Genomic DNA, 8,087 nt, shown 5'->3' with positions numbered 1-8,087 from the left:
AGCGAAACAGTGAAGGCCATAAGTCACAACAAATTTGAAGTCCTGCTTCTCGCCTTTGTACGTTATCTCGTGTGCATCGAGATGCGAAAGCGAGTACGACACTCCACCATGCTCAAATGAAGGCCAGCTCTGAATAGAATCGATTTGGTATTTAGCCACTGCGTCTGCTCATATTAGTAGAATCACAACATTCTATCAGGTTTGTCATAAGCACATGGAACCGCAGAACATACAGCCTGCAAGCCCCTTCACAGAAGGCTTCCCCCCTGACGAATATCACCACTCAAAAAGCAATGCTTACCCAAAGGCGATTGGTCATTACATTGACGTCTTAGTATCAAATACGCAGCCAATCGATGCTTATCGAAACTATTCGCTCATAAAATCCGATCACTCGGCTTAATCACTGTCCGTTCATACAGGTAATTTAAATACCCCCTAAATCGAGCTGTATCGAGCCATGTCGAGCTAAACAACAAAGCCGATGATTGTCATCAATAACCATTAAAAAACGCCTCAGGATTGCGCCAGCAAAGCCACAGGCGTAAAAAAACGCAATAGTAGGGAGTTAGTACTATTAATCGAAGGGGGATGTCGTATAGAATTAGTGCTCTGGAGATCGCAAACCTCCAGAAATAGAAAAGGCAGCCATCAGGTCATAAGGTTCCGAGGCCCATACCCGATAGCTGCCGTTCACAGTTCAGAGACTGAAACGACCCAAAGTAGGTTGCAATTTAAGCAACTTTCTTTAGGCCGTGGCGCATTATTACGGAAATTAGGAGAGAATTTCCAGAAGATTTTTGCGTTAATCCTGTGCTGTACAGGGTTAAAAAAGGATCTGAACTGACTAATCCTCTACATAGAAGGTAAGTCATTATGACATTGATAAAAAATGATCTGCGTAAAGTTACAGACGATTACGCACCAGAAGTAGCACGCCAAAAAGTTACTACCTTCTTTGAAGGTCATCCCGAAACGGCACAAAGCATCAACGAACTGAGCAGCACAAAAGTTTGTGTACTGGCAGCCATGCTCGATGAGAAATCAATCACCACATCAGGCTACACAATACCGGCAGATTATGTTGTGAAACGTGCATCTGCGGTTGCTCATGCTTTAGATAAAATCCATTCATTCCCAATATCACATCGCCTTGTAGAAACAGAGTCAGACGTTGGCAAAATGACAAAGCAGGCATTGTTTTTCATATCACCAGATGATCGTGAAAAGCTAAAGCAAGACCCAGACGCTGTATTCAAAGAACGTCATGAAAACGCATGCCGTGCAAGAGAAAGCCAAGCGCAGAAAGAAATGAAACGATTGGTCAAAGAATACGGACAAGATGGCGTTCTCGAGTTACTAAAGAATGCAGCTAATGACGAAGCAGGATTGGATACGACTGCGAGTTAGCGGAAAGGGCCATGGTGAGGACCGTGGCCTTTTTTCCATAGCTCCGCTACTCCTGACGAGCATCACAAAAAATGACGCTGCAAGCCAGAAGTAGCGAAACCGTGTCAGCTTTGAGATTCGACGTGTTTCCTTGCCGTGCTCCCCTGATAACGTCCTGACATCCAACCAATGCACTTTTGCCGGTATCAATCCGCCTTTCCCCTTGGGAGCGTGGCGTTTTCTAATTCCTCACGCTATCTGATACGCAGCTTTCTGTTTAGGTTGTCGCTCCAACGTTGGGCATATTAACCAGACTCCCCGTCTTGCCCTGCTATTGCTGCTTGCATGCGGACTGTTCACTCGATTCCACGACACACAGGCACGGCAAAACGCCGCTAATGGCAACAGCCAATACGGTAACTGAGTCTTAGTGTGGGAACCTACAGAAGGGAAATAGTAGAATACTACTACTGTGCTACTTGAATGCACCACGTTACGCGGATACACTAAAATTACATTTAAGGTGTCTGTTCCCACATAGAGCAGTTACCTCGGTTAACTTGTCTGCCAGGACTGTTAACCTTCGACGAAACCACCTTGCCGGGTGGTTTTTTCGTTTCTGGGCATTACCTTACCCCGTTATCGGGCTGGCTGGAAGATCCAGTCGCCAAATTTTACCGATGGGCCTTAACCGAATTAGCTTTCTTTGGGCATGTTAAGGCTGGAGCCTTTGCTGCTTCAGAAGAAAGCACCAAGCTAACTTGATCCGCTTTGAACCCATACGCATCGACATTACACACAGCAAAACCAGCACCACGGATTACGCCAATAAATAAAGCCACCACAAATACGCCAGCGATAAAATAGTTGAATACAGTTTTCATAAATCTCACTCCTTGAGATAGTTGGTTATTAACTGTATTTATTCGCCGATGGCAAAAAGTGGTGCCAAAAGGCTAAAAAATGACTTTTTCCCCTCAAAGCAAAAGAATGCTAATTAATTCGAATTCTGAGATTCCCCCCCCTGCCTGAGAACGTGTTTTTTCATTTCAGTGGTTAAGTGGTTACTGATACCTGACATGCCGGATTTTTGTGAATCCTTTTTTGAACATGTGTTTGTTGTGTTGTTTTGTTGTTTTGTTGTTTTGTTGTGTTTTTTTTGGGCTTTTTGGGGCCTTTGTCGACCCGATTGTATGAGAGTATTGATAAATAAGAGGGAAGTAGGGGATGTATTAACCTCGGAAACACAGTCTCAAATCCCTCTGTAAGCGTTGCGGCATAAGGGTTTCAAAGAACTCTACTTGTTTGATTTAGCACACTTCATAACTCATCAATTTCCAAGCTCAAGCTGAAACCTGTTTGCTCTTTAATGGCGCTCTCAACGATACGGACGGTCTCATAGGCAGGCTTACCGATTACCGTCAAACCATCGTGTTGAAGCAGACTTACCGAGTCCGTTAACACACTCGTCATCGCGATTAAGGCCATCACCTCAGCACCTTGCAGTATATGGGCGAGTTTCAACTTATCAGCTTTGGATGACGCAATTTGCTTGCCTGCATCGTTCAGTAGATATCCTGTTTTGGTTGAACGCTCTTCGTAGTAAGAAATGACAGCTTTTCTTGCAGCATTCAGATCTTCTTTCAGTCCTTTAACTACAGATGACTTACTCGCCAATCCTGCTGCCTCAGCACCTACTTTCTGGGCAAGTTCACTATACCGCTCACTCATGTTTTGGGTTACCCGGCCACCATATATGAGCGCAATCAGGATGGTTTTAGCTCCATCAACATCGGTTCCGGACACCATCGCTAATTCTTGCCTAACAGCCTTTTTATTATCCAGGTAGTTATTGATTGCAGGGGTAGGAACACCACATCGGTTTGCCATTTGCTGGAGTAAAGACCAATGGCAATTGCTTATATCGACATCCCAGCTCCCCTTTAAAGCAGCCCGTTTAACTTCACGGCAGCAGCCTTGCAGAGTAACTCCGGCACTTGATTCATACAGACGACCAGTGCTCACTGTGTCGTAACGAATAGGGAAACTTAATTTGATAGGAGATGCTCTGGCGATAATCATGATCTGCCGAGCCTGATTTGCAGCTAACTTCACGTGATTAAGAGCATTCTCTTTCCCCCTGATCTTTTCGTTTCTGCTGTTCTCGATTGATAGCCAGTAACTGAACAACCACTCACAACCATCGGGGCACTGCTTTCCCTGCTCCCAAGCAGTAGCTGAGTCACACAGAAGAGACAGCGACTCAATGTCTACCTTTACTGCGTTATGGATATCGAGCAAACCTTTGAGCAATTCTCTCTTAGAGAATGCCGTGCTTGATACAGCCTTTGGTTGGACTTTGTAACGCATGCCAGATGATGTATCTAATCCACCTGTAGACAATTCTTCATCGGTAACTTTATCAAAGAACGAATCCACCAAGCGGTTCGCAGACTCAGTTAAAGCCCATCCAGCGGCACGTTTAGAGTGCTGACTATGCCTAATTCGACAGACAAAAAAGTCAGCAATAGCATTAATCTCTTCAAATCGTTTAGCGCTGCCAAAAGCCTTTTGCTTGAACTCCCAGCTGATTAGCGAGAGAGAGTCATCTTGATCATGAGTGTAACGACCTACCCGGAAACTATCGATCATACAAGCCAGTGCCGCAGCTTCCGAATCTGTCACTTCGATTTGTTCATCATGGCAGTATTTAATAACAGCTTTCTTGAAAGCGCGAGCGGTGTAGGCATTGCTTTTAAAACTGTCATTCTTTGCTGCGTTATTAACTTTTTTTCTTTTTAAATTAACAGCTAAACTCATCAAAAAACCCCAAGTCTAAAAGTGCTACCCATTAAATAACTTCGACCAAAATCCTTTCTTACGTTCTGCTTCAAGTTCAGCTTTAACTTTTTCCAATTCCTGAGTAGCTACATCACGCTCATTTTGTAACCCAGTCATCAGTTCACGAAGCTGTTCAGTCTGCTGCTTATCCTCAAGCAATAACTGTTGTTTCTCGATCAGCTTCCGCAGCTCTACCAGCTCCCGCTGCATAGCCAATATTGCATCGTCACCATGCTTAGTCTGTGACCGTGTAACGGCGTTTACTTTCTCCTCTGGCAAGGATACAGATCCGTAATTTCTGATGAGTTCGGATACATCGACATATCGTTTACCATTCTGACGCGTAACACTCACCAAACCCTTATCAATATGGGAGTACAGCGTTTTCCTTGTAATCCCAACCGCCTCAGCAGCCTGTGTAAGATTGAGTAGATTCGAAGATTGTTTACTCATTGGATACCCGCCGATTTTTACCTATGTTTATTTTGGATAGTATACGGCAAAAAAAAGCACTACCACACATGATAAACACTCTCACAAATATTGAAATTTTAGATGAATTTTGATATAATAACACTATGTTACTATTCAAACTAAACAGGAGGAAAATGTGTAATATGCCCATGCCAGCACCGTTCTACGGTCCAACGACAACAGAACGCACTGCGCTGGTAAAACTGCTGAGATCCGCAGGTCTGAAACTCTCCACGGCCCGCATTCATATTCTTCATTACTTGCACCAGACCAACGCTCCACAAACCGCCGAGACAATGTCGCAGCAGGCTTGTTTACCGTTATCCACGACGTATAGAGCGCTCGCTGCCCTGGAGACTTACGGGCTCACCGGCATTCTGTTTGGTAGCGCAGGCGTCGCACGTTGGTATCTGATCCGAGAAGGCCGACCCCAGCGCTGCAATTCTTGCGGGCAGCGCTACAGCACTGAATACGTATAAACACCAATAAGATGACCGGACAAACGGTCGCAATAAATGACGCTCACAAAAGAGCGCCAGCGGGCCTCTATGCCCTTTACTAACTGATTATGGAGATAATATGACTACAAAACAGAAGGCGCACAGCGCCACTGATGACGTTCTACAGGCATTCCTCAGTGAAGCTGTCGAACGATTCAAACCAGATGCGGCGGTACTACAACAACGAATCGACACTGCCACCCAGCGTTACCTGTTGACGAACACAACCCAGCGTTTCCACGCGCCAGCGCCGCTGTTGATCCAGCAAATGCAGGAAAGAATTCTCGACGGCTGGCAATACGATATAAATATTCCCCAATCTGTATACATGGCGGGTTCTGGTGGCATGAGCGTCACCATGCGTAAGCCAGAGGAGATGATTGAAAAAGAGCTAACAACTCTGCGTCAGCAGGTTGAGGGCAGTTACCTCGATGAACTCACTACCGCCATGGAATGTGAGGTAGAGCGACTTGTCCAGGATGCCGCAGAGGATGCCCGACTTCGTGCCGAACAACAGGCAGCCGCAGAACAAGCCGCCATGAGGGAACGCCTCCGCAATATGCTAACAGGAGCGCCAGCATGACAAGATTAAGAAGGGGCCACCACACCCCGCTCATATTGATCCTGACGCCCTCGAACGGGCGATAGCGATGGTTGAGCGGGTCTCATACCTGGCTAAAGCGCGTGGAAAATATTCCACTGGGGACGGGCAGCGTATGTTTTCAGCATCAAAGCTGAAAATACAGGCCAATGCTTAACCGGATTCGCCTTCACCTGGCAACCTACTACGCACACAAAATTCTGCGGGTCATTTCCCATTACAGATCTGATTTACGCAGGTACACCAATGCATACATAGAGCCAACGACCGCCGATTTTGTCACATTAAATCGCTCTTATTCAGACAAAATAAAGCCCCGCACTGGCGAGGCTCATTTATACGACCTCGAGAGTAAGGCTACAGATCACGGCGTATCTCGGGGTGGGAAACGACTCTCAACTCTACTCACAGCCGCAGGCGTCCAGAGCTTACCGCGCCGGGTAGTTATCCCACGGTCGTTGAGATAGTCCGCGATAGCCTGGAGGGTAATGTGCCCACGAGACCGGGCAGCGAGAATGTTGTCCTCAACGGTCGCAGCGAACGAATCTGCCTGTTCTCCTCTGACCTCGATGCTACGTTGACGATTCACGCCACTGGCATGAGCTACAGCGATATTGTCACTCCAAGACTTCACCTTTTGTTGTGACAGTTCATCACCAGCAACAGCCCGAGCCTTTAACGATGCAAGAGCATCACTGGTTCGCTGTTTGATAAAATCCCGCTCCTGCTCGGCTAAGGCCGCGTACAAATGGAGCTGAAACTTATCTGCCATCGGCATGGTGGCAACCTTGATACAAGGCAACTGCTCCACCAGTGTGGCGATATCCAAAACTGAACGACTCAGGCGATCCAGCTTCGCCACAAGTAAACATGCTCCCGTGCGCTTACACAACTCTATGGCCTGACGCAGCCCAGCACGTTGCATTGGTGACCGTGAACCACTCACGCCCTCATCCATAAATTCGCCGATAACCTCCCATCCATGTTGGTGGATAGCATGAGCGATGTAGTCAGCCTGAGCTTCAAGCCCAAGACCAGAACGCCCCTGGCGCTCTGTAGACACTCGACGGTATGTAACGACCTGCATGTTCAACCCTCCCAAATCACTTGAATACACCATATCACATGATTACCGAACGGCAAACAAATGATAAAATAAACAAGAAAGCATATAACACAATGATGTTAAACGGATATTTCCAAATCACCGCGAAAAATTTCTTTTAGCCCATCCTGACGGTTAAGCAGTGGTCCAGGTGCTCTGGTAATAAATACCCGCAGGATATTTCCCGGCCAGCCGGCCACAGACGCAGGGGGTATTGGTAAATCCGCCCGGGGGGCGATGTGGGTAACCCAGCCCACAGGCCACAACTTAGTATATCAGTGTCCTGTAGTCATCGATTTGAAGAAAGCCACGTACCACAAGGGATTGAGGGGAATACAGAAAAAGTTAACCTATAGGTTAGACTCAACCTTAAGTTGAATACTCTCGGTAATGCGTATAGAATTATTTTAATAAATTTTTATAGAAATTTATTAAGGATGGTTACAGGGATTCTGGAAACAGAGTCGCATCCCGCAATCCTGGAAACAGGTTCGTCCATGACGGTAAATGCGTCCTGACCCGCCGAAAGGCGGCTGAGACCCCCGAAAGGGGGTCGCCACTTTCTAGGCCTATCAAATTATCTTCCCTTCTGTGTATGCTGCTTGCTCCACGCAATTCTAATCAGTTCCAGACGCGCTTTCGTCATTTCTTTCTGTTGTTGGCTTCCTTTGGAGTCCACGCATGTTTATTGGGTTTTCCTGCTGTTTCAGACGCAACCTTAAATACACTGACAGCTCTATTTGGAATAGGTACTCCCGGCGCACCAGGTCCAGTGCGAACAAAGAAGGCAGAAAGGATGTGCATCCGTAGTAAGCGCTTCTCTTTATAGAAAGCTATGCAAATTTTATACGGTTCAAGCTGCCCCGTAGCGCTGTTCATCATATCCAGCGTGAAGTATTTCTCCGCTACTGTCTGGTACAAGAGCATATCTGGCAAATTAGCCAAGATGTGGCGGATCTGCTTGGATGCCTCGTAACGCTCCATGCAGATGGTTATCTTCTCGCGTCCGTCTTCGTAGACCAACGGGATATTAAAAGGTGTGGCATCCTTAGCGAAACAGTGAAGGCCATAAGTCACAACAAATTTGAAGTCCTGCTTCTCGCCTTTGTACGTTATCTCGTGTGCATCGAGATGCGAAAGCGAGTACGACACTCCACCATGCTCAAATGAAGGCCAG

Annotated in this window: 9 protein-coding genes; 3 read left to right on the top strand and 6 right to left on the bottom strand. The window is 46.6% G+C overall.

Features of this window, described 5'->3' with window-relative positions; all coding sequences use genetic code 11:
* Positions 1–159 (bottom strand): YjaZ family protein (locus LVQ77_RS22525; protein ID WP_503489119.1); only part of this gene is annotated, 159 nt, incomplete at its 3' end.
* Positions 160–876: 717 nt separating this feature from the next.
* Between LVQ77_RS22525 and LVQ77_RS22145 the strand changes: the two genes are divergently transcribed.
* Positions 877–1,410 carry a hypothetical protein gene (locus LVQ77_RS22145; protein WP_232905489.1) on the top strand — a complete coding sequence of 178 codons (534 nt, stop codon included), beginning with the start codon at positions 877–879 and terminating at the stop codon, positions 1,408–1,410.
* Between the two features lie 653 nt (positions 1,411–2,063).
* On the opposite strand, the gene LVQ77_RS22140 is transcribed toward LVQ77_RS22145, so the two are convergent.
* From LVQ77_RS22140 to LVQ77_RS22130, 3 genes are all read right to left on the bottom strand, one after another.
* Complete coding sequence (locus tag LVQ77_RS22140; RefSeq protein WP_232905488.1) at positions 2,064–2,273, bottom strand: hypothetical protein; 210 nt, start codon at positions 2,271–2,273, stop codon at positions 2,064–2,066.
* A gap of 436 nt (positions 2,274–2,709) precedes the next feature.
* A complete protein-coding gene (locus tag LVQ77_RS22135) occupies positions 2,710–4,209 on the bottom strand; it encodes a hypothetical protein (protein ID WP_232905487.1) in 1,500 nt (499 codons plus the stop codon).
* Positions 4,210–4,233: 24 nt separating this feature from the next.
* On the bottom strand, positions 4,234–4,683 hold the full coding sequence (locus tag LVQ77_RS22130) for a helix-turn-helix domain-containing protein (RefSeq protein ID WP_232905486.1): 450 nt from the start codon (positions 4,681–4,683) through the stop codon (positions 4,234–4,236).
* A gap of 155 nt (positions 4,684–4,838) precedes the next feature.
* On the opposite strand from LVQ77_RS22130, the gene LVQ77_RS22125 reads away from it, so the two are divergent.
* Both LVQ77_RS22125 and LVQ77_RS22120 read left to right on the top strand, forming a co-directional pair.
* The gene (locus LVQ77_RS22125; RefSeq protein ID WP_232905485.1) at positions 4,839–5,183 is read left to right on the top strand and encodes a hypothetical protein; all 345 of its coding nucleotides are present in this window, start codon (positions 4,839–4,841) and stop codon (positions 5,181–5,183) included.
* A 100-nt stretch (positions 5,184–5,283) separates the two neighbouring features.
* On the top strand, positions 5,284–5,787 hold the full coding sequence (locus LVQ77_RS22120; RefSeq protein WP_232905484.1) for a hypothetical protein: 504 nt from the start codon (positions 5,284–5,286) through the stop codon (positions 5,785–5,787).
* Between the two features lie 382 nt (positions 5,788–6,169).
* Here the strand turns inward: LVQ77_RS22120 and LVQ77_RS22115 are convergent, their stop codons facing one another.
* Complete coding sequence (locus LVQ77_RS22115; RefSeq protein ID WP_232905483.1) at positions 6,170–6,892, bottom strand: recombinase family protein; 723 nt, start codon at positions 6,890–6,892, stop codon at positions 6,170–6,172.
* Positions 6,893–7,552: 660 nt separating this feature from the next.
* The coding region (locus LVQ77_RS22110) for a YjaZ family protein (RefSeq protein ID WP_232905482.1) at positions 7,553–8,087 on the bottom strand (535 nt) is incomplete at its 5' end.

This window comes from Buttiauxella cochleicola (genome assembly GCF_021282435.1).
GTDB classification, from domain to species: Bacteria; Pseudomonadota; Gammaproteobacteria; order Enterobacterales; family Enterobacteriaceae; genus Buttiauxella; species Buttiauxella massiliensis.
This window is presented reverse-complemented; position numbering and strand designations above follow the sequence as displayed.

What these genes read in the sequence shown, in the direction of transcription:
- LVQ77_RS22145 (WP_232905489.1), top strand. Translation starts at nt 877, where the DNA reads ATGACATTGATAAAAAATGATCTGCGTAAAGTTACAGACGATTACGCA.
- LVQ77_RS22140 (WP_232905488.1), bottom strand. Translation starts at nt 2,273, where the DNA reads ATGAAAACTGTATTCAACTATTTTATCGCTGGCGTATTTGTGGTGGCT.
- LVQ77_RS22135 (WP_232905487.1), bottom strand. Translation starts at nt 4,209, where the DNA reads ATGAGTTTAGCTGTTAATTTAAAAAGAAAAAAAGTTAATAACGCAGCA.
- LVQ77_RS22130 (WP_232905486.1), bottom strand. Translation starts at nt 4,683, where the DNA reads ATGAGTAAACAATCTTCGAATCTACTCAATCTTACACAGGCTGCTGAG.
- LVQ77_RS22125 (WP_232905485.1), top strand. Translation starts at nt 4,839, where the DNA reads ATGTGTAATATGCCCATGCCAGCACCGTTCTACGGTCCAACGACAACA.
- LVQ77_RS22120 (WP_232905484.1), top strand. Translation starts at nt 5,284, where the DNA reads ATGACTACAAAACAGAAGGCGCACAGCGCCACTGATGACGTTCTACAG.
- LVQ77_RS22115 (WP_232905483.1), bottom strand. Translation starts at nt 6,892, where the DNA reads ATGCAGGTCGTTACATACCGTCGAGTGTCTACAGAGCGCCAGGGGCGT.